Origin of the sequence: Sphingobacterium sp. UBA6317 (genome assembly GCF_002440385.1) — a bacterium.
Lineage (GTDB): Bacteria > Bacteroidota > Bacteroidia > Sphingobacteriales > Sphingobacteriaceae > Sphingobacterium > Sphingobacterium multivorum.
This window is the reverse complement of sequence record NZ_DJTD01000039.1, coordinates 1-21407: the sequence shown is the minus strand read 5'-3', so window position 1 is coordinate 21407 and position 21407 is coordinate 1. Positions and strand designations below refer to the sequence as shown.

Annotated in this window: 21 protein-coding genes; 12 read left to right on the top strand and 9 right to left on the bottom strand. The window is 40.4% G+C overall.

The window, feature by feature from the left end; genetic code table 11:
- Positions 1–98: 98 nt before the first annotated feature.
- From mazG to kdsB, 4 genes are all read left to right on the top strand, one after another.
- Complete coding sequence (gene mazG, locus B3E92_RS12140) at positions 99–911, top strand: nucleoside triphosphate pyrophosphohydrolase (RefSeq protein WP_088161125.1); 813 nt, start codon at positions 99–101, stop codon at positions 909–911.
- A 76-nt stretch (positions 912–987) separates the two neighbouring features.
- On the top strand, positions 988–1986 hold the full coding sequence (trpS, locus tag B3E92_RS12135) for a tryptophan--tRNA ligase (protein ID WP_088161124.1): 999 nt from the start codon (positions 988–990) through the stop codon (positions 1984–1986).
- A 12-nt stretch (positions 1987–1998) separates the two neighbouring features.
- On the top strand, positions 1999–2616 hold the full coding sequence (locus B3E92_RS12130) for a deoxynucleoside kinase (RefSeq protein WP_046675902.1): 618 nt from the start codon (positions 1999–2001) through the stop codon (positions 2614–2616).
- An 88-nt stretch (positions 2617–2704) separates the two neighbouring features.
- Positions 2705–3448 carry a 3-deoxy-manno-octulosonate cytidylyltransferase gene (gene kdsB / locus B3E92_RS12125; RefSeq protein ID WP_070568708.1) on the top strand — a complete coding sequence of 248 codons (744 nt, stop codon included), beginning with the start codon at positions 2705–2707 and terminating at the stop codon, positions 3446–3448.
- A 6-nt stretch (positions 3449–3454) separates the two neighbouring features.
- Here the strand turns inward: kdsB and B3E92_RS12120 are convergent, their stop codons facing one another.
- From B3E92_RS12120 to B3E92_RS12110, 3 genes are read right to left on the bottom strand one after another with little or no spacing between them, the layout of a single operon-like run.
- Positions 3455–4360 (bottom strand): aldo/keto reductase, encoded by a 906-nt coding sequence (locus B3E92_RS12120; RefSeq protein ID WP_204990721.1) that lies wholly within the window; start codon positions 4358–4360, stop codon positions 3455–3457.
- Entirely contained in the window at positions 4347–5078 is a 732-nt protein-coding gene (locus B3E92_RS12115; protein WP_070568714.1) for an FKBP-type peptidyl-prolyl cis-trans isomerase, read from the bottom strand. Before B3E92_RS12115 ends, B3E92_RS12120 begins: the two co-directional genes overlap by 14 nt.
- A gap of 6 nt (positions 5079–5084) precedes the next feature.
- Positions 5085–6071, bottom strand: a complete 987-nt coding sequence (locus B3E92_RS12110) for a glycosyltransferase family protein (protein WP_046675898.1) — start codon at positions 6069–6071, stop codon at positions 5085–5087.
- Between the two features lie 219 nt (positions 6072–6290).
- On the opposite strand from B3E92_RS12110, the gene B3E92_RS12105 reads away from it, so the two are divergent.
- Both B3E92_RS12105 and B3E92_RS12100 read left to right on the top strand, forming a co-directional pair.
- A complete protein-coding gene (locus B3E92_RS12105; protein ID WP_286896868.1) occupies positions 6291–7202 on the top strand; it encodes a zinc dependent phospholipase C family protein in 912 nt (303 codons plus the stop codon).
- A 101-nt stretch (positions 7203–7303) separates the two neighbouring features.
- On the top strand, positions 7304–9190 hold the full coding sequence (locus tag B3E92_RS12100) for a TonB-dependent receptor plug domain-containing protein (protein WP_286896867.1): 1887 nt from the start codon (positions 7304–7306) through the stop codon (positions 9188–9190).
- A 155-nt stretch (positions 9191–9345) separates the two neighbouring features.
- Here the strand turns inward: B3E92_RS12100 and B3E92_RS12095 are convergent, their stop codons facing one another.
- The 3 genes from B3E92_RS12095 to B3E92_RS12085 form a co-directional block, all read right to left on the bottom strand.
- Positions 9346–10062 (bottom strand): ThuA domain-containing protein, encoded by a 717-nt coding sequence (locus B3E92_RS12095; RefSeq protein ID WP_286896866.1) that lies wholly within the window; start codon positions 10060–10062, stop codon positions 9346–9348.
- Positions 10063–10183: 121 nt separating this feature from the next.
- Positions 10184–11251, bottom strand: coding sequence for a 3-dehydroquinate synthase (aroB, locus tag B3E92_RS12090; protein ID WP_204990724.1), 1068 nt, complete (start codon positions 11249–11251; stop codon positions 10184–10186).
- Positions 11252–11301: 50 nt separating this feature from the next.
- Positions 11302–11508 (bottom strand): RNA-binding S4 domain-containing protein, encoded by a 207-nt coding sequence (locus tag B3E92_RS12085; RefSeq protein WP_070568728.1) that lies wholly within the window; start codon positions 11506–11508, stop codon positions 11302–11304.
- Between the two features lie 95 nt (positions 11509–11603).
- Between B3E92_RS12085 and B3E92_RS12080 the strand changes: the two genes are divergently transcribed.
- The 3 genes from B3E92_RS12080 (at position 11604) to xpt (ending at position 15485) form a co-directional block, all read left to right on the top strand.
- Positions 11604–12797 (top strand): proline dehydrogenase family protein, encoded by a 1194-nt coding sequence (locus B3E92_RS12080; RefSeq protein ID WP_046675892.1) that lies wholly within the window; start codon positions 11604–11606, stop codon positions 12795–12797.
- A 265-nt stretch (positions 12798–13062) separates the two neighbouring features.
- Positions 13063–14841 (top strand): AMP-dependent synthetase/ligase, encoded by a 1779-nt coding sequence (locus B3E92_RS12075; RefSeq protein ID WP_286896865.1) that lies wholly within the window; start codon positions 13063–13065, stop codon positions 14839–14841.
- A gap of 68 nt (positions 14842–14909) precedes the next feature.
- Positions 14910–15485: a xanthine phosphoribosyltransferase gene (gene xpt, locus B3E92_RS12070; protein ID WP_070568735.1), complete on the top strand. Its 576-nt coding sequence runs from the start codon at positions 14910–14912 to the stop codon at positions 15483–15485.
- A 67-nt stretch (positions 15486–15552) separates the two neighbouring features.
- On the opposite strand, the gene B3E92_RS12065 is transcribed toward xpt, so the two are convergent.
- Positions 15553–16038, bottom strand: coding sequence for a hypothetical protein (locus tag B3E92_RS12065; RefSeq protein WP_286896864.1), 486 nt, complete (start codon positions 16036–16038; stop codon positions 15553–15555).
- A gap of 177 nt (positions 16039–16215) precedes the next feature.
- On the opposite strand from B3E92_RS12065, the gene mnmE reads away from it, so the two are divergent.
- The 3 genes from mnmE (at position 16216) to B3E92_RS12050 (ending at position 18865) form a co-directional block, all read left to right on the top strand.
- Positions 16216–17595: a tRNA uridine-5-carboxymethylaminomethyl(34) synthesis GTPase MnmE gene (gene mnmE, locus B3E92_RS12060; RefSeq protein WP_286896863.1), complete on the top strand. Its 1380-nt coding sequence runs from the start codon at positions 16216–16218 to the stop codon at positions 17593–17595.
- Positions 17596–17856: 261 nt separating this feature from the next.
- A complete protein-coding gene (locus B3E92_RS12055; RefSeq protein WP_286896862.1) occupies positions 17857–18480 on the top strand; it encodes a helix-turn-helix domain-containing protein in 624 nt (207 codons plus the stop codon).
- 109 nt (positions 18481–18589) lie between these two features.
- Positions 18590–18865 (top strand): hypothetical protein, encoded by a 276-nt coding sequence (locus tag B3E92_RS12050; RefSeq protein ID WP_286896861.1) that lies wholly within the window; start codon positions 18590–18592, stop codon positions 18863–18865.
- 87 nt (positions 18866–18952) lie between these two features.
- Here B3E92_RS12050 and istB read toward each other — a convergent pair whose 3' ends face one another.
- Positions 18953–19714: an IS21-like element helper ATPase IstB gene (gene istB / locus B3E92_RS12045; protein ID WP_286896860.1), complete on the bottom strand. Its 762-nt coding sequence runs from the start codon at positions 19712–19714 to the stop codon at positions 18953–18955.
- Positions 19715–19733: 19 nt separating this feature from the next.
- Entirely contained in the window at positions 19734–21284 is a 1551-nt protein-coding gene (gene istA, locus B3E92_RS12040) for an IS21 family transposase (RefSeq protein ID WP_286896859.1), read from the bottom strand.
- Between the last annotated feature and the right edge of the window lie 123 nt (positions 21285–21407).

Sequence of the window (21407 nt, the reverse complement as noted above, 5' to 3'; positions counted from 1 at the left end):
ATTATAAAACGATTGACAAAAGAGTTTTGTTTTCCGCAATTTGAAATAGTTTATTCGAAATCATATTTCTACTTTTGTGCTACCAAACACGATGAAATATGGCAAATCTAGCAGCACCAGCGTATCAGCATACACCTCAACTAGCTTTTCAACGATTACTCGATGTCTTATATACCTTACGGATTGAATGTCCCTGGGATAAAAAACAGACCATGGAATCCCTTCGACATTTGACTATGGAGGAAATGTATGAATTAACCGACGCCATTTTAGAAAAAGATTATCCAGAAATCAAAAAAGAACTTGGTGACGTCTTGATGCATCTTGTATTCTATGCCCGCATTGCCGAAGAAGAAGGACATTTCAACATCGTAGACGTACTCAATGCAATCTGCGATAAATTGATTACGCGCCATCCCCATATCTACGGCGACAGCAGTGCTGATACAGAAGATCAAGTCAAATCCAATTGGGAAACAATCAAGCTGAAAGAAGGCAATACATCTGTTCTTTCTGGCGTCCCGAAAGGCCTACCCGCTTTGGTAAAGGCCTATCGTATCCAAGATAAAGTTCGCGGTGTCGGCTTTGACTGGGAAGATAAGAAACAAGTATGGGAAAAAGTAGAGGAAGAGCTTGCCGAATTTAAAGCAGAATTTAATCTGGAGACAGCACTTCCTATGGATCAGGAAAAAGCAGAAGGGGAATTTGGTGACCTGTTATTCTCCTTAATAAATTATGCACGGCATATTGGTATCAATCCTGAAAATGCTCTAGAACGCACCAACAAAAAATTCATTGAACGGTTTACCTATTTAGAACAAAAAGCCGCTGAAAATAAGCAACAGCTGCAGGAAATGAGTTTAGAAGAAATGGACGTTTATTGGAATGAAGCTAAAAAATTAAAAAAATAACGCAATTCCTATAAAAGGCGGGCAGCGACCGAATTTAATTCGACTTTGTCAAATTTATGCGTAAATTCGCAGCAATATGGAAACAGTTGTTAGCGGTATCAGAAGTACCGGAAAATTACATTTAGGAAATTATTACGGCGCATTGAGCAATTTTGTGAAAATGCAAAACGAATATAATTGCTTTTTTTTCATTGCGGATTTACATTCACTAACGACCCACCCCACTCCTCATGGACTTCAGGGAACGGTTCGCCAAGTTATTGTTGAATATCTAGCTGCAGGAATAGACCCCGAAAAATCGACTATTTACGTTCAATCAGATGTTCCAGAAGTTGCGGAACTCTATCTATACATGAATATGAACGCCTATCTCGGCGAGCTTGAACGTGCTACAGCATTTAAAGATAAAGTTAGAAGCAATCCCGACAATGTTAACGCAGGTTTATTGACCTATCCGGTCTTGATGGCCTGTGATATATTGATTCACCATGGCACAAAAGTTCCAGTAGGAAAAGATCAGGAACAACATTTGGAGATGACGCGGACTTTTGGCAATCGCTTCAATCGCTTATACAACGTAGATTATTTTAAAGAAGCATTTGCATTCTCCTATTCCGACAAATTGGTGAAAGTTCCCGGACTTGCAGGCCAGGGAAAAATGGGTAAATCCAATGGTGAGGCAGATTGTATTTATCTATCGGATAGTGAAACCGTAATTCGTAAAAAGGTGATGCGTGCTGTATCCGATTCTGGTCCAACTGAGATGAACCAGCCTAAGCCTGAAGCTATCCAAAATCTTTTTGATTTAATGAAGGTCGTATCTACTGCAGATACGTTACAGCATTTTGATGAACTCTATAACAAATGTGAAATTCGTTATGGTGATTTCAAAAAACAATTGGCAGAAGATATGGTACTTGCAACCAACGATGTACGCTCCCGTATTGAGGATATATCAAACGATGATGCATACATTGCTAAAGTTGCAAAAATGGGCGCTGAAAAAGCAAGCGAATCTGCGCACAAGACACTGAAAGAGGTTCGTGAGATTATTGGTATTAAAAGATTTTATTAAGCTAGAAATAATATGCACATAGCTATCGTTGGAAATATAGGTGCCGGCAAAACAACGTTGACCGAAATGTTGGCCAGTCACTTTAAATTTGAACCTCAGTTTGAAGCTGTAGACAACAACCCTTATCTGGAAGATTTTTATTCGGACATGAAACGCTGGGCTTTCAATCTTCAGATTTTTTTCCTCAACAGTCGCTTTAGACATATTGTAAAATTGCAGGAAACCGGCATTGATATGATTCAGGACCGTACCATTTATGAAGATGCTTATATCTTTGCCGAAAACTTGTATGATATGGGCTTAATGAGCGCACGTGATTTTGAAAACTATAGTAATATTTTTCAAAGCATCATCCACTATATCAAACCGCCGGATTTATTGATATACCTCAAAGCCTCTGTCCCTACCCTGGTGAATAATATCCAAAAAAGGGGCCGTGATTATGAGTCTGCAATTCGTTTGGATTATTTGTCAAAGCTAAACGATAAATACGATAAATGGATCAATAATTACAAAGACGGTAAGGTCATGATTCTCGACAAAGACAATCTGGATTTTACCACAAACCCAGAGGACCTCGGAAATATCATTCAAAAGATCGAAGCCGAATTATTTGGATTGTTCGAATAATTGCGACATCAAAAAGCCTGTAAGTCAATTGATTTTACAGGCTTTTTGATAAACGCGCATTTCCTCAGCCAATGATAAAAAATAAAAAATGAAATTTTTAGGTATTATTCCTGCCCGATATGCATCGAGTAGATTCCCTGGAAAACCGCTAATCGACATCGAAGGAAAAACGATGATCCAGCGTGTCTACGAACAGGTCAAAAAATCAACAAAATTAAACGAGGTTGTTGTTGCTACTGACGACCAACGCATCGCACAGACTGTACGCTCTTTTGGTGGCGAAGTCGTCATGACCGCAGCACATCACCAATCGGGAACAGATCGTTGCGCCGAAGTCATAACGAATATAGGAGGCTATGATGTTGCCATCAATATACAGGGTGACGAACCCTTTATCGACCCCGCACAAATTGATCTTTTAGCAAGTTGTTTTGAAGATACCACTACGCAGATTGCGACCTTGGTCAAGGAAATTACAGCAGAAGAGGAACTATTTAATGTAAACATACCCAAAGTTGTCCGAAACACCAAAGGAGAAGCCATCTACTTCAGTCGGCAGACCATTCCTTTTTTAAGAGCTGTGGAAAAAGACCAATGGCTACACAAGCAAACATTCTATAAACATATCGGAATATATGCCTACCAGGTAGATACATTAAAAGCCCTGACACAACTTCCTATTTCTATGCTAGAAGAAGCAGAAGCATTGGAACAGCTGCGCTGGTTAGAAAACGGTTACGCCATTCAAACGGCAATTACAACGCATGAAACTGTCGCTGTGGATACAAAAGAAGACCTCGCTAAAATATTAAGACTATTTTTCAATAAATAGTAAAGTTTACCGGTGTTCGGTATAGTATAACGACCGGACACCTTCCAATAGAACCTGCTTATCCGAATCACTGAATTTGATCATCTGCTCTTTTGCTCTGATCAATTCATCCAATTGCAATTTGGTACTCACACCAACGAGTGCTGTAGCAACAGCTGCGTTAGAAAGCACATAAGAAAGTGCGACAATCATATTGTCTTTTCCGATACGTTTGGAAAGATTTGCCAAGTTTCTCACGATATGGGCCACCTCTCCCGAACTATACTGCAAAAAAGGTTCAATAGGTTTGTTAATGAGAACACCTTTGGCTAATACGCCGCGTACGACGATACTTACCCCCCGTTCTTCCAATAAGCCACTGATTTCTTCTTCAGGTCTTCTATCCAATAAGCTGTATTGCATCATAACTGAGGCCATATCAGATTTGGATAAAAATGCCTTAATAACATTTGGGCGAATTGATGAAAGACCATAAGCACGGATTTTCCCTTGTTTCTTCAACAACTCAAACGCTTCAACAATCTCCTCTATCGGATCTTCTATCGTACCACCATGTAACTGATAGAGGTCGATGTAGTCCGTTTTTAAACGTGACAAGGAACCTTCCACAGCCTTGATAATATAGTCCTTTGAAGCCTTCCAATCCCAACCTGATCCATCTGCACGCCAAAGGTTACCAACTTTCGACGCCAACACAATATGTTTGCGAAAGCTTTGCACACTTTCCCCAACGATCATCTCATTTAGACCCCTATCGTAGAGATCAGCCGTATCGAAGAAAGTGATCCCTTTCTCGTAAGCTTTTTGGATAATATCTTTCGATTGTTTGGACTGATTGCTTTTTAGCGACATACAGCCCAAACCTATTTCCGAAACGATTAAGCTTGTATTACCTAATTTACGTTGTTCCATCTGCACCAATATCAAGCAATTCTACCTCAAACACCAATGTGCTGTTTGCCGGAATTTCACCTGTTGCCCGTTCGCCATACGCTAATCTGCTTGGTATAAAAAATTTATACTTTGCCCCCTTGGACATTAACGGGATTCCAATCTGCCAACCTTTGATCACCTGACCCAAGGATAGTTTCAATGGCTCCTTACGGTCATATGAGCTATCAAATTGCTTTCCATTCAATAAGGTACCTTTATAATGCACTGTTACCTCATCGTCACTTTTTGGTTTTGGCCCTTCGGTTTGACTTAGAACAAGATATTGAATCCCCTCAGCTGTAGATTTCATCCCAGCAACCTTTGCATTTTCGGCAAAAAATTTATCTTCTTCAGCACGGCTAGCAGCCTCTTTTTTAGCACGAACGTCCATGATCGCCTGTTGGATAACAGCTCTTCCTTGCCCCTCTTCCAATAGAGACTTCTCTCCTTTCAGAACATCCGAAATTGCTTTTGCAATGACATCTGACTTCAAATAATCGATCTCAATAGACTTTAGGGAATTTCCGATATCGGCACCAAATGCATAAGACACAGAATCGGCCTTCGTTTTCAGTTGATTTGTTGCACTTGGTTTAGTTGCGACGACCTTCTTCTTTGCCGTCGTGTTCGTTTTTTTTTGTTGAGCAAATCCTGTGACCGTCGTCAAGGATAATAGGGCTAATGCGATATACTTCATGTGTGTTTAACGGTGCTTCTGCACGATTTCATTTATAATTTCTTGCGTGATATTAGGGTAATCAACGTCAACCCTAGATTTACTGTTGAGCCAGGCTTCTATCGCCAGCATGTTCTTCTGTTTTAAACTCGAAATTACAGGCACTCCCATCTCTTCCAATGACGCTGCATTCAAATGCTGCTCATACTGGTTTTTCATTGGGATAACTAACAGTTTCTTTTTCAAATATAACGCTTCTGCCGGTGTTTCAAAACCCGCCCCACATAAAACTCCAGAAGAAGATGCCATACTATCAATAAAAGATTGGTTATTGATCGGCCTTATCGTTACATTTTTCATGTCAAATGCCTTTGAATTGTGTTTACTAAAGACATCCCATTTCACGTCCGGAAACTTCATCAAATGCTTTAAAAGATGCGCATCGTCATATGCGGGGAGGTAAACAGTGTAATGTCCCTGATCGGTGACATTTAATTCACGAACAGCATTACGGATAACCGGTGGATAAATGTTCTTGCCGTACCGCTTGAAATGGAAACCATAGGAATGGGTAGACGGAGCATAATTTTTCATGATAAATTTGCCCAACATGTCACTATCTTCTGGCTTGGGGCTCGAGGGGTCTAAAGCAGCGATCTGATGGCTCAGCCCAATGCATTCTAGATCTTTTGAATGACAAGCCCAAGCAGAGATCGGTTCAAAATCATTGATCACCAAATCATAGTTTTCGATGGGCAAGCTCTTAATTTCATTCGTAAATTTGCGGATCGTCGAACTCATAAAAGTTTTCCACAGGTCTACCCCGCCGGATTTACCGAAGATAAAACTCAGCCCATGATAACGGTATTTCACTTCAAAAGGTAATGATAGATCCGCTTGAATTCCACTAACCAAAACATCAACTTCCCCTAACTCCCTCAGACAGGGGACAATATCCATTGCACGGCTCAGATGTCCGTTTCCTGTCCCTTGTACGGCATACAATATCTTCATAACGACTGCATTTTGTGTCGGCAAATTAATCAATTTTAACGAGTATCAATATTATTTTATTGTTTAGTTATGTTAAGAAAATATAAATTAACATCAATAAAAAATACAGTTAATCCATTTTTAATTTTCCTTTATGTATATTTAATATCAACAATTAATTAATAGCCAGTTTGATACCCCATGAAGTCTCTATTTTATCAGATGCTTTGCATAATCGCCATGCTAATTTTAACATCGTGGGGATTTTTTGCGCATAAAAAAATTAATCATTATGCCGTTTTCGCCCTACCAGCAAAGTTGGCAAAATTTTATAAATCCAATATCGACCTTATTACCGAAAAAGCGGTCGATCCAGACAAACGTTGCTTCACAGATAGCGCTGAAGGCCCGAGACATTTTATCGATATGGAGGACTACCTTAAGGAAAGTACAATTGACACCATACCCCTACATTGGTCACAAGCCAAAGAAAGATTTCAAGAAAGTCAATTGTTAAAAAATGGTATAGTACCCTGGCAAATCAACCTTACCTATCAAAAGCTTGTTAAGGCCTTTCAAGCAAAAGATTATAAACGAATCATCAAACACTCAGCAGAACTGGGCCATTATATTGCAGACGCCCATGTTCCATTGCATACGACTAAAAATTACAATGGACAGCTCACCAATCAACTAGGCATACATGCATTCTGGGAAAGCCGCTTACCGGAAATGTTTTCCGAAAAATACAACCTTCGCGTCGGAAAAGCGAGCCATATCAAAGATCCTCTACAAGAGGCCTGGGTTATTGTTTACGAAAGTAATCGCCTTGTGGATTCTGTCTTAACGATTGAAGCTGGTCTCGATCGTCAATTTAAGGCATCTCAAAAAAAATCATTTATTGAACGAAACAATCAATTGGTATGGACCTACTCTGATAATTATGCCAGAGCCTATCATGAAGCCATGAACGGTATGGTAGAAAGGAGAATGCAAAAAACCATCTTACGTGTTGCCTCCTATTGGTATTCCGCCTGGCTCGAATCTGGCCAACCCGATTTGACTAACATCGAAAAAATAAAAAGCACCAACAAGCAAGATCACATCGATATAACAGGGAAAAAGCGTATCGGTCGAGAAGAATGGATGTAAAAAGGCTATAAAACATCATCCGGACTACCAGTATTATTCACACCGGACTATTTGTTTTTTAATCTGCTAAGCTACTTTTGCAGCGTAAAATCTAGGAAAGCATGTTGAATAAGAATATTACGTTAACAAAACTTGCATTAGTACTGAGTATTGGAGCTGCGACTGCGCAGATTAATGACACAACCGCTTTGGGTGAAGTCATCATTAATCAAAATCGCTTACAGATCCCTTTTTCAAAACAAAGCAAGAACATCCAAATATTGACGCAGGAAGATATACAGAGACTACCAAATCGATCAATCAACGAATTGCTTAGCAATATCCCAGGAGTTGATATTCGCCAACGTGGACCATTCGGTTCGCAGGCAGATATAAGTATCGACGGAGGCTCTTTTGAACAGACAGCGATCCTACTCAATGGTGTTAAAATCACCGATCCACAGAGTGCCCATCACAATATGAACCTTCCGGTTCCGCTGGAGGCCATCGAACGTATCGAAATCATTCGAGGACCAGCATCCAGAATTTTCGGCATTAATGCGCTAACCGGCGCTATTAACATCGTAACAAAAAAAATTGAATCAAATCAAATTAGTGCCCAGGTGTATAGTGGTTCATCATTCAAAGATAATGAGCAGACAAGTACAGGCAAGTATTATGGTAAAGGCGTTCAGCTTGGCTCACAGTTCTTAACCAAGCAAACAAGCCACGGTTTATATTTTGGCCACGAAGACTCCAATGGGCAACGCTATAATACAGCCTCTAATAATAATAAACTCTATTATGACGGGACATATCAACCGAATACAGCCAATATGATAAAAGCCAATGTTGGCTATATCAACAATCAATTTGGAGCCAATGGTTACTACGCTGCACCGAGTGACAAGGAAGCGTATGAACAGGTTAAGACAGCTTTCGCTTCCCTGCAGTCCAAGCATCAATTAACACAGGCATTTTCCATCAGTCCACGCCTCAGTAATCGCTACAACGAAGATGAATATTGGTATTTAGGCCGAGAAACAACGAAAGGTAGATCCAAACATTACAGCAACGTCTTTGGAGCAGAAATCAATGCTACATTGGAGCAAAGTTATGGTACATTTGGCTTAGGATTAGAAAGTCGATTTGAACGTATCAATAGCACCAGTATTGGCGACCATAACCGGGAGAATTACGGCGGCTACCTGGAATTCAAAACCGAGGCGATCGAAAAACTGATGATCAACTCAGGTGCCTACATCAATTATAACTCAAAATTTGGCTGGCAGGTATTCCCGGGTCTAGATTTGGGCTATGATATTACCGAACATTGGAAGATTGTAGTCAACGCAGGTTCTAGCCAACGTATCCCTTCCTTTACGGATCTTTACACCAATCAGACAGCCAACGTCGGAAACCCCACACTGAGCTCTGAAAATGCCTATCAGATCGAAGGTGGTATAAAATACTTATCCAATCGAGTTATTGCGCAAGTGGGCTATTTCCATCGAAGGATAAACGATTTCATTGACTGGCAAAAAGAGGATGCCACTACAGGAAGCGGAACGGTCATTCCGTGGAAACCAATAAATATTGGAAAAAATAAAATTGATGGATTCAATGCTTCATTCCGATATAATATCAATGATCCCAGCGCAACGACACGATACTTTACAACGCTAAGTTATAATTATCTCAACCCAAGCATAACATTAGCAGACGGGATACTATCCAAATATGCTATTGAAAGCTTAAGGCATCAAGTTATTGCCAACTTTACCATAAACCACAAGAACTGGATGTTCACTTCTGCAAACCGCTTTAATGAGCGTATCAGTTACAAATCTTATTTCATCGCTGACGTAAGAGGATCGTACCAACTCCAAGACTTAAACATCTTTGTGGATGTTCAGAATATATTTGACAAGAGCTATATAGAAGCTGCCGCCGTTCCAATGCCCGGTCGTTGGTTTAGTATCGGCGCAAAATATAAACTGAACTATTAAACCCGATCAAATGGCAAAATCGATTCTCTTCCCATTTCGCCATCAATTATAAAAAAGTCCCAAATGGAATGACCATTTGGGACTTTTCATTGTGTTATTGCCACATCGAAGCATGTACCATGCCCTATTTAAGAAAACGCCAACTATAAAATAAGTTACTTTTTCTTGGGAAGAACAGATAAAATTCCTCCAATTAAATGTTTTTGGAACTCAGGTTCGTCATAGGACTCATCGGTATGTCCAAGCCCGGTATAGAAGACTCTCCCTCCATCGTAGCTCTGGGTCCAGGAGATTGGATGTTGATCCCCCATTTTTCCTCCTTGGTAGCTTTTTTCATCCAAATTCATCAACACATGCAATCCGTCCTTCACATCCTTGAAATTATACCATTCATCTTTGTGCCACCAGATCGGATCGAGGTGCTTGGTGGCCGGATGTTTTCTGTCCAGCACATCAATTTTGGCTTTTTGTACAGCAGGATGAGACGCAAAATACGCCCCTACAAGGCCGTTATACCATGGCCAATCAAACTCAGTATCCGTCGCTGCATGGATACCCACAAACCCTTTTCCTGATTGGATATACCGCACAAAAGCTTCCTGTTGCGCATTATCGAGAATATCGCCGGTTGTGCTCAGAAAGATAACGGCGTCATATTTGTTCAATCCCTGATCGGTAAACAGAGCTGCATCCTCCGAATGATCAGATTTTATTTTTTCTTTATCAAGCAATTGCTTAAGTACCTCTGCACCCTTTTCGATGCTTCCGTGTCTAAACCCTTTTGTCTTGCTAAAGATCAATACTTGCCTTTGTGCCTGAACAGCAGCTGACATCCCCAACAGGAGAAACAGAAAAATGAAGATTCTATTCATGATATAAATGGTTATTATGATGGTTTAAGTTTAGGTTTACTAATTTCCGCAACGAAATTGCGATAAAAATAGCTGTAAAGAAAAGCCGTGCATTCTCCCGATACACGGCTTTTCTGTTTTATTATGGTGTGATTAGCTCACGGTAAAAATCAAGACTTTCAATAATATCTTCCTCAGAAACGTAGATATCATATTGACAACTGCCAATTTGGTCAAGCAATGCGAAACCGATCTGATTGGACAAGTTTTTCTTATCGTTTCGCATCAGATCCAACAGGGCTGTATCAATGGAAGAATCAAATGTGTAGTCGTTGAAATATTTTCTAAAAGTTTGGATCAAATCGTTTAATTCATCCAAAGGCAAACCATTCAATTTATGCGATAGGTACCCCTCACAAATCATTCCTACTGCAATAGCTTCTCCATGTAATAAAGGTGAAGCATCGTTCAACAACGAGTAGCCCTCAATAGCATGACCAATTGTATGGCCAAAGTTTAAAATTTTACGCAGTCCTTTTTCTTTCGGATCCTCAAGGATAACACGGTTTTTGATCGAAACAGAATGTTTGATCAAAGAATTATCGATTTGATCGATCTCCAATGTTTTCACTCGCTCATAGTAAGCCCGATCGAAGATCAGTCCATGTTTAATTACTTCAGCAAAACCTGAGATTAATTGACGCTGATCTAGGGTTTTCAAAAACTGGCTTGAAATAAATACTGCTTGAGGTTGTGCAAAAGTTCCAATAATATTTTTCACACTGCCCATATCAATGCCGGTCTTACCTCCTACCGATGCATCTACCTGGGAAAGTAAAGTTGTCGGAATTTGAATAAAATCCATCCCTCTTTTGAAAGTTGACGCTGCAAATCCCCCCATATCGGTGACTACCCCACCACCCAGGTTGATCATCAACGAATGCCTATCCGCTCCGAAATCGAGCATATTATGCCATACGCCAATACAGAAATCAATATTTTTATTTTCCTCGCCAGGATCTACTTCTATCACGTCATAATTCGCCAAATTGGGTAAGGCCTGCTGAAATAAGGGTAAACAATTATCCAAGGTGTTGGTATCCACCAAGACGATGATCTTTGAGTAACTGCGCTCAGCTAAAAACGCCTCCAAAGAGGCCAACGTATCATCAAAATATACCTGATAGCCCAAACTTTCTATGACTTCCATTCTACGATTCTTTAAGGTTTAAGTTTTCTATTTACCAATATTGTTTAATATTACACCAATTTTATTTGCATCCCATCAAATTCAACAACATCTCCTGGTCGCAATTTGAGCCTTTTCCGGTAATCGACCTGCCCATTATACTTTACATACCCTTCCGCTACAACCCACTGAGCCATAGCGCCATGCTCCACCCAATTTAAAGCTTTAAGTAACTGTATGAGCTGGATATATTCGCCCTCGATTTTAAATTCTTGCATTTCACAAAAATAGTGGTTTCACTGAGGAATACAAGAATTATCATCGTTTTAATGCTTAGTAAATTGCTACATTTGCCTTATTGCAAATAAAGATTATGATTGAGAATTCTGAGCCCAAGACATTATCCTTTGATAATACAGAGATTGCTTTTAAAAGTAAAAGCGATAAGGATTTGGAAAGAGCGTATTGGTTATTCAAAATAATAGCGAATAACTTCTTGACAAAAGTAGGTCCATCCATGACCAACTTTGCACTGAACATCGGATTACCTATCCAGGGTATCATCCGTAAAACAATCTTCAAGCATTTTTGTGGCGGAGAGACTATCGAAGGTTGCGAAAATGCGATCAACGAATTGGGAGAGAATGGTGTAGGGACAATATTGGATTATTCCGTTGAAGGAGAAGAAACTGAAAGTGCATTTGACGCTTGCTGCAACGAGGTATTGCGCACCGTAGTCGCGGCCAGTAAAAACAAATACATTCCATTTTCAGTATTTAAACCAACTGGATTAGGCCGATTTGAACTGTTTGAAAAAGTCAATGCAAAGGAAGCCTTGACAGAAAGTGAACAAGCAGAATACCAACGTATGTTGGACCGTACCGATCGCATCTGTAAAGCTTGTCATGCAGCTGGTGTAAAAGTTTTAGTAGATGCTGAACATTCATGGATCCAAGATGCAATTGACGATATCGCTCGTGAAATGATGGAAAAATACAATATGGAAAAACCAATTGTATATAATACTTATCAATTGTACCGTAGTGATAAGTTGGCATCTTTGAAAGCTGACTTTGAATACGCCAAAGTTAGAGGATTTCATATGGGTGCTAAGATCGTTCGTGGTGCCTATATGGAGATCGAACGTGCTCGCGCTGCGCAAAAAGGTTATTCCGATCCCATCCAGCCAAATAAAGAAGCTTCCGATAGAGATTATAATGAAGCTATTGAATTTATCTTGGACCATCTGGACAACTTTGGACTAATGGCGGGTACACACAATGAGGACAGTAGCATGCTACTTGCAAAGGAAATTGACAGACGCGGTATCGACAGATCAATCGACCGTATTTACTTTGCACAATTATTGGGTATGTCTGATAACCTGAGCTTCAATTTAGCTGCACACGGCTACAATGTTGCCAAATACATGCCTTACGGACCGGTGAAAGCAGTGATGCCATACCTTTTCCGTAGAGCACAGGAAAATACTTCAGTCGCAGGAGCGACAGGTCGGGAGCTCGGGCTTTTGATCAAAGAAAAACAAAGAAGAAAAGCTAGTCGATAACGACTAGCTTTTTTTATAATTGGCGCGCATCAAGTCCATCTACTCAAGGAACTATGCTCAAATGGTCTCCAAGAAACACCCTACTTTTGAAAAGCACAAAAGCACTCCACCTATCGCTCACCTCCCCTTCGCACTTTTGAAACAAGCTAATTACAAAATCATTCCATATTCTTGAAACAATTATTTATGTTTGCAAACTTTTCCCTTAAAACAAAGTTCATACTGGAAGGGTGCTCCCGCGGAGCTTAAAAGAATACGATTTGAAATGGAAGAAAAACTTAGATTATTTGATCTTGCACGTCAACAGATGGGCAAATACCCCAATCTTGATATGTTTGCGCACAAAGTGGACGGCAAGTGGAATTATATCAAAACAGCAGATTTTCTTGAACAAGTAGACAATCTCTCCAAAGGGCTGATTGAACTTGGCGTGAAACCCAGCGAGAAAGTTGGTCTCATTGCCGGCAGTAGCATGGAATGGCATATGATTGACTTTGCAATCCAGCAAATTGGTGCAGTCGTGGTGGCCATCTATCCAAATATTACCGATACAGACTATCAATATATTTTTAATGATGCCGAAATCAGGGTTTGTATCGTCAGTAACAAAAGCTTGTACGATCGCCTGATGAATCTAACCGATTCAATCTATACATTGAAGTATCTTTTTTGTATCGCCGAACAGGAAGGAACACGCAGCTGGAAAGAACTTAATGATATAGGCTCCAATTGCTCCCCAGAAAAACTAGCAGTGCTCCGCGATCAGATCAAACCTGAAGATCTCGCTACCCTGATCTACACTTCTGGAACCACGGGCAAACCAAAAGGCGTCATGCTGTCACACAATAATATCTTTTCCAATGTATTGGGCGCAGCAGAAATTACCCCTTGTAAAGCTTATGACCGCGGACTGACCTTCCTCCCTCCTTGTCACGCCTACGAGCGTATGGTTTTATATACCTATATGTATCTTGGCTTTACGATCTATATCGCAGAATCTTTTGACAAGATTGGTGATAATCTGAAGGAAGTAAAACCTCATATCATGACCGTTGTCCCACGTATTCTGGAAAAGGTTTACGAGAAAATCATGAAAACAGGCCACGATCTCACTGGTTTCAAACGCAAAGTATTTGATTGGGCTGTTTCAGTTGCAGAAGAATATGATCCAAATCCTGAGAAAAGAAGTCTATCCTATAATCTCAAACTAAAGCTTGCCAAGAAACTTGTCCTTAACAAATGGTATGAGGCTTTGGGTGGCGAATTGCTTACCGTTGCCTCTGGATCAGCCTCTCTTCACAGCAAGTTAACACGTGCCTTCTTAGCTGCAGGAATTCCATTATATGAGGGTTACGGCATGACCGAAGCCTCCCCACTCATTTCAGTCAATCATTATATCAAAGGTATTCGCATTGGCACTGTTGGACTTCCTGTACGTTTTGTTGAAATAAAACTCGCCGAAGACGGAGAGATATTGGTAAAAGGTCCCAACGTCATGATGGGCTATTATAAGAATAAGGCAGAGACGGATAAAACCATCATTGATGGATGGTTGCACACCGGAGATATCGGGAAGTGGGAAGATGAAAAATTCTTAAAAATCATTGACCGAAAAAAAGAGATGTTCAAAATTTCGGGCGGGAAGTACGTTATACCACAACCTATCGAAACCAAGCTCGTTGAATCTAAGTTTATAGAACAGGCAATGGTAATCGGTGACGGGATGAAATTTGCCTCTGCCTTTATTGTGCCAAACTATGCCCATTTATTGGATTGGGCCAGAACAGATGCTCCTGAACTTGCAACCATGACAAAGGACGATTTTCTGATTGACCCTGCCATTGTAAAAAAAGTCAATCAGGAGGTACGTCGTGCAAACCAACACTTTGGTAACTGGGAGCAGATTAAGAAACCAATTATTTTAACCGATGAATTTACTATTGAAAATGGAGAGTTAACACCAACCTTAAAAATGAAACGGAAGGTCATTCTCGAACATCATCAAGAAGAGTTCAATAACCTCTATCAAATGGAGATGGATTAAGGATCAACTGATCAAAATTTTGACACAGCGCGTTATATTTAAGCGCGTTATATTTATACGAGTAAAATATGAAATTATTAAAGGATAGAATCCATCATGACGGTAAAAGTCTTGCAGGAGGCATACTTAAAGTAGACAACTTCATCAATCACCAGATGGACCCCGTATTGATGAAATCTATTGCGGTGGAATTTGTCCGTCGTTTTGCAGACCTCCCGATCAATAAAATCATTACAATTGAAGCAAGCGGAATAGCCCCAGCGATCATGCTTGGCTACCTTTTGGAATTACCGGTTGTATTTGTGAAAAAAGCAAAACCGACCACCATGGTTGATATGTATGTAAGCCAGGTGCATTCATTTACTAAGAACCGAACCTATGACATCTGTGTCAGCAAAGAGTTTCTTACGCCGAGCGACAATGTTCTTTTTATAGACGATTTTTTGGCCAATGGGAACGCCGCTTTTGGTATGCTCGATCTCGTTAAACAATCGGGGGCTTCAGTTTTGGGCATGGGATTTATTATCGAAAAATCCTTCCAGGAAGGTGGTAAAAGATTAAGAGAATTGTCCGATTTAAGAATTGAATCGTTAGCGCGGATAAAGTCGCTTGAAGTGAATAAAGTCAGTTTCGAAGAAGACTAGCAAAAAGAAAAGCCTCATCTCCCTAAAGATTGAGGCTTTTATATTCAAACAACAAGATAAATTCTTTCTAATCCCAACGGTAGTCGTTGTAAAAATCTTCAGGATGTCTGCTAATTGCAACATCTTTTACAATCCGAATATTGGCTGCTCCCAAGTTGACATTCAACATAAACGAAGGCACGTTTGATGAAAAATTCCAACGGCCATTGCGCATATACACGTAACCTCCTCTGTAAGGGTCATAGAATGTTTTGTAATCTCTAAAGTATACATGGTGTCTACTATCGTAACGATGTGCACTTGCCCAGGCCGGTGCTCCATGACGGTACCCTTTTTGGTATGACTTAGCTACTTCTTTATGATACTTACGGTCTTCTTTTTCGCGTTTTTCTAAATATTTTCGATATTCCTTATCCCTTTTCTCTTCATATTTTCTACGCTCTTTGTCCTGTTTCCACTCACGTTCATGTCCCCGATACTGAGCGGACGATTGTTGTGGAGCCATTAAGACAAGTCCTCCTATTGCCAACGCGAAGTATATCATCTTTCTCATAACAGTATAATTTAAATTTAAATATTAATTTCACTCCGCCTGTGTTCCATTCTTTTTTACAAGCGTTTCTATGGGTATGACATCAATGTTTGAACAAAGGTTTAATCGGTCAATATGAATTTAATTTGTGCTGCAATATATAGAATCCATTACTTCAATTTAACGTATCTTTGTACCATGTCAAATACGGGATATATCACTGAAGATACCATTGTTGCATTAGCGACATCTTCCGGAACAAATGGCGCTATTGCTGTCATACGCGTTTCAGGTCAGAATGCCATAAAAATTACAAACGAAATATTTAAAGGAAAGAACCTGCTTCAACAAGCATCGCATACTATCCATTTTGGAACCATAAGGGATGGCGAAGAGATTATAGATGAAGTACTTGTTTCTTTATTTGTAGCCCCGAACTCCTACACGAGAGAAAATTCGGTGGAAATATCAACGCACAACTCCAAATATATTATCGAGCGCGTTGTAAATTTACTGATCAAAAAAGGAGCACGTGCTGCTCGTCCAGGAGAATTTACCCTACGTGCATTTCTCAATGGCGGCATGGATTTATCGCAAGCAGAAGCAGTTGCCGATTTAATTGCATCCAATTCTGCAGCTTCGCATCAAGTGGCGATGCAACAAATGCGGGGCGGTTTCTCCAATCAGCTTAAATCCCTTCGTGAAGATCTCATTCACTTTGCATCACTAATTGAATTAGAGCTTGATTTTTCGGAAGAAGATGTGGAATTTGCGAACAGGGATCAGCTAAAAAATCTAATCAACAAAATACAGGTCATTGTTCAAAAATTAATACAATCTTTTGAACAAGGTAACGTCCTTAAAAATGGTGTGCCTGTTGTCATTGCGGGGAAACCGAATGTTGGAAAATCAACCCTATTGAATGCTTTCTTAAATGAAGAACGTGCCATTGTTTCCGATATTGCAGGGACTACACGTGATACGATTGAAGATGAAATTAATATTCATGGCGTCACATTCCGATTTATTGACACTGCAGGTATACGTGAGACGGCAGATGTTATTGAAGCAAAAGGAGTTGAGCGTACCCGTGAAAAAATGAAACAGGCACGATTGATCATTTATCTTTTCGATCCTACACAGGACAAAGTTGAAGAAGTACAAGCTCAATTACCAGAAATCGAGTGCCTACAAATTCCATTTGTCACCATTATCAATAAATCAGATTTGCTTTCTGAGGCGCAAAAAGACGTTTACAATGTCCTTAATCCGCTCTACATTTCAGCAAAAGAGCAAATTGGCGTCGAGGAATTGAAAGACGAATTGATCAATCGTGTACAATTAGGAAATTTGAATACAGATGATGTTATGGTCACCAACATCCGTCACGTAGAGGCGCTACAAAAAACAGCAGATTCACTGGAACGCGTAATATATGGTATTAACAATCCGGTCACTTCTGATTTCCTAGCAATGGATATCCGCCAAGCGCTATATCATCTTGGTGAAATCACGGGAAGTGTTTCGACAGACGATTTATTGGATAATATCTTCTCGAAATTCTGTATCGGCAAATAAATACGATAGGTAAAACAAACTCAAACAAACCAAATATCTGATAATTAACCAATTACAAAACTTCCAGTTTTGTGTTGGCTGTTGATATTTTGGTTTGTTTTGTTATTTGTTGTCCCCCATTTGTCCCCCAAAATGATAATAATTTATTTTTTGAAACGAAGGAGAAATTACTTCGCTTAGTGCATCTTATTGTACCTTAATGTATCTTAATGTACCTTATTGCATCTAAAGTGAAGTTTGAGCTCCTCTAAAATAAATATTATGAGTTCAAATATTAAAATCAAAAAAATCTGCCAGCACTGCGGGCAAGAATTTATTGCTAGAACCACGGTCACTAAATATTGTGGGGATACCTGTGCTAAAAAAGCTTATAAAGTAAAAGTTAGAAATCAGAAGATCAAATCCAGTGAAGAGCAACTTGTCAAACAAAAAGAATCAATAAAAGCTAAACCGGATCCCAATTCATACTTTGCTTTAAAAACATTAGACTATTTAACAGTCAAAGAAGCTGCAGTACTTTTAAAATGCGACAGTCGAACAATTTATTTCATGGTGAAGTCCAAAAGACTCCCTTCAATTAATCTATCTCAAAGAAAAACAAGGATTTTAAAGAAAGATATAGATGCTCTTTTTGAAGCACCCCTGACAAAAAAAACTTCAATACAGGGAGTTACAATTCATAAGTCGATTGAAGAAACGCCTTTAAAGGACTGCTTTACGATCGGCCAGATCCAGTCAGAATTCAACTTATCGGAAACTAGCTTACAAAGCTTAATCCGGCGTCATGAAATTCCAAAATTTCAGAAGGGAAAATTCGTGTATGTTCCCAAAATCTCAATTCAACCGATCCTGAACAAAATTAAATCAGATCAATATTGCGGCTAAAATAATTAAGCCTCACTATAGGTATTTAAAGGAAAGCTTTGGCTATTCAGAACACCCCTAAAGGAAGTGGTGGGATCAATACTTCACATTAACTGTTAAAACTTACAACATGTCACAAGTAAAATTAAGAAAGAAAAATATCTCAAATGGTAAACAATCTTTATACTTAGATATATATCCTCCCATTTATAATCCTGATACAGGTAAAATGAAGAGGAAGCATTATCTAGAATTACATATATACAAACGTCCAAAAACCGACGTAGAGAAAAACTATAATCAGGAAACAATGGCACTTGCTGAATATATAAGAGCTCAACGACAGATTGACTTACAAAACAGGAGATTTGATTTTGTTTCTGATTGTAGATTTCGGATAAACTGACCATGCGATTCCGTGGCAAATTGACCACCTGATCTTCTGGCGAAGCTAGCTTTGGTGCTGTAGGAGTAATGTCATCAAATGTACTAATTAATACGTATCTATTCTGGTTTTATTTTCAAGCTGAACAGACCGTTTTTTTCGCATGGATTCTCCATTCATTTCCATTCTATGCGCATCGTGGACTATTCGGTCTAATATCGCATCAGCGATGGTTTTATCACCTATCACGTCATACCAGGCGCTAACCGGTAGCTGAGAAGTGATGATCAGAGAGGTTTTACCATGTCTGTCCTCAATAATTTCCATCAGGGCAGCCCTGCTTTGCGCATCGAAAGGCTGTATGGCAAAGTCATCCAATATAAGCAGCTGCTGCCGTTCAAGTTTTGCGATCTCCTTGATATAAGTCCCATCGGCTTTGGCCATTTTAAGTTTGGCAAAGAGTTTTGGGGTACTTGCATATAATACCCGATATCCCTGGATACATGCCTGATAGCCCAGCGCGGTAGCGATATAGCTCTTGCCAATGCCCGTGCTTCCTGTGATCAGCAGATTTTCGTTCCGCTGGACAAAGGTACAGTCGGCGAGCCTGTTCATCAGATTTCGGTCAATATTGCGCGAGGCTTCATAATTCACATCCTCAACAGCCGCCTTGTAGCGGAACTTGGCATAAAAGATCTGTCTTGCTATACGTCTGTTATGTCGGTCGTCCCACTCTGCATCGACAAGTTGGGCCAGGAGCTCATCTGCTGTATACTGGTCGTAACGTCCGCTTTCCAGACAGTTTTTGAAGGCATGGTACATGCCATGGAACTTTAGTTTCCGTAATTTTTCAAGTGTGTTGGTATTCATTCCAATTATTGTTTATGTATTATTTATAATACTCCTCTCCTCTGATATTGCCGTGCTCCGGCATTGGCAGTTCATCCGCAAAGGGGCTGTCCTGGTATTCGTCCATCCTGTTGGCAAGGATCTTCTGTACAGTCCTGTAACTATAGATACCGTAACTCAGTGCCCGCCCACATGCTTTTGCCAAACGTTCGTTGCCAACTTTTTTTGAAAAGCCAAGTATCCCCGCACAGGACCGGTAGGCCTGTTCAGGGTGCTGTTTGCGTTCCAATATTCCCTGTATGTACATTTTCACATCCTCACCTATGGATTCCGCCCATTCCAGGAAGCGTTCCGGCGTCCATTCGCTCACAAAGCGGTGGGAAGAGACTAGATGTGTCTTGTCGGTTGTATATCCATAAGCGGCCTTATCCCTGATATGTATGGCAATGCGTTCATAATGATAGAATACCTCAAGCCTGGTCCGCGAATAGAGCATCTTTACCTTTTTCCCTATGAACCGGTACGGCACGCTATAATAATGGCGGTCTTCACCAAGACAGATATGGCCGGTTTTGGCCACGGTAGCATAGTGGAGTTTTTTGAACTCGTAACGTGATATGGGAAGTCCACCCAGAGAATGGCGCTCAATCTCCTCAAACTGTGACCGGCGGCTATAACTCCGTCCTTTGAGCTGGCAATTGTTATGGAGTTCCAATTGATAACGAATTGCGGTATTGAGTTCCTGTAATGTATGATAGGTATTCTTCCGCAATGGGGCATAGATCCTATTGTATACAATCTTTACGGCCCCTTCCACAAGCGCCTTGTCCCGTGGGCGGTTTGCCCTGGCTGGCAGTACACTGGTCTGATAGTGGTCCGCAAAGTCGGAAAAAGTCTCGTTCAATGTGGGTTCATACCGGTTGCTACGGGTAACTGCCGCTTTCAGGTTATCCGGTACGATAGCCGAGGGCACTCCCCCAAAGTAAAGAAGGGAGTTTTCACAGGCGCAGATCAGGCTTTCTTTGCTCTGATCCAAGACTGCTTCAACATAGGTAAGCTGACTTGCGCCAAGAATGGCAACAAATACTTCTACGTCCTGGATCTCTCCACTGGAAGGATCAATTATCTGTAACTTTTTTCCTGCAAAGTCAATGTAAACCTTGTCCCCGGCTTTGTGGTCAAGGTGCATCACGGGGTTTACAATAGCTTTCCATTGGTTGTAATAAAAGCAGAATTGGGTATACTGTAGCCCTTCGGGAAATTCTTTCATGTAGGCTTCCCACAGAAGTTTTCGGGTAACTCCGGGACGTTTGAGCTCCTTGTCAATATGGGGAAGGCAGCGTTGGAGAGCCTGAAGGCGACTGTCGGGTTTTCGCTCGTTGCTTTTACCGAACAGGTCTTCCAGCTCTTTGTCACCCAGCGAATTTACTTCTTCAAAGGTGAATCCGCTCTGCTGAAAGAACTTAATGTACTTCTTTACCGTGTTGCGCGACACGCCTGCCTGAATGGCAATCGACTGTTTGCTACGCCCATGATCGTGAAGTCTCAGTATCTGTCTTATTTTGTTCATGCTGATCGTCGTGTTGGCCATAATCTTAGGGTTATTCTTCCCCAAAAATATGGTTACAGCTACAGCTCTAAAACTAACGGTGACAACTGGTCAGTTTCATCCGAAATACCATGGTCATTTTCCGGGTTCTTCGTCAATTTTGGT